Origin of the sequence: Phytobacter sp. V91 (assembly GCF_965644225.1) — a bacterium.
Classification (GTDB): domain Bacteria; phylum Pseudomonadota; class Gammaproteobacteria; order Enterobacterales; family Enterobacteriaceae; genus CBFFRJ01.
In genome coordinates, this window is the sequence record NZ_CBFFRJ010000370.1 from 1 (window position 1) to 229 (window position 229).

Annotated in this window: 1 tRNA gene and 1 rRNA gene; both read right to left on the minus strand. The window is 55.9% G+C overall.

Annotated elements, in window-relative coordinates:
- Nucleotides 1-114, minus strand: a 5S ribosomal RNA gene (rrf, locus tag ACSZO4_RS26020); the annotation flags it as partial.
- Between the two features lie 38 nt (nt 115-152).
- A tRNA-Thr gene (locus ACSZO4_RS26025) sits at nt 153-228 on the minus strand.
- Nucleotide 229 lies beyond the last annotated feature (1 nt).

Genomic DNA, 229 nt, shown 5'->3' on the forward strand with positions numbered 1-229 from the left:
CTGGCAGTTCCCTACTCTCGCATGGGGAGACCCCACACTACCATCGGCGCTACGGCGTTTCACTTCTGAGTTCGGCATGGGGTCAGGTGGGACCACCGCGCTACTGCCGCCAGACAAATTCTTTTCTAAGCGCCGAACTTTAACCTTAAAACTGGTGCTGATACCCAGAGTCGAACTGGGGACCTCACCCTTACCAAGGGTGCGCTCTACCAACTGAGCCATATCAGCA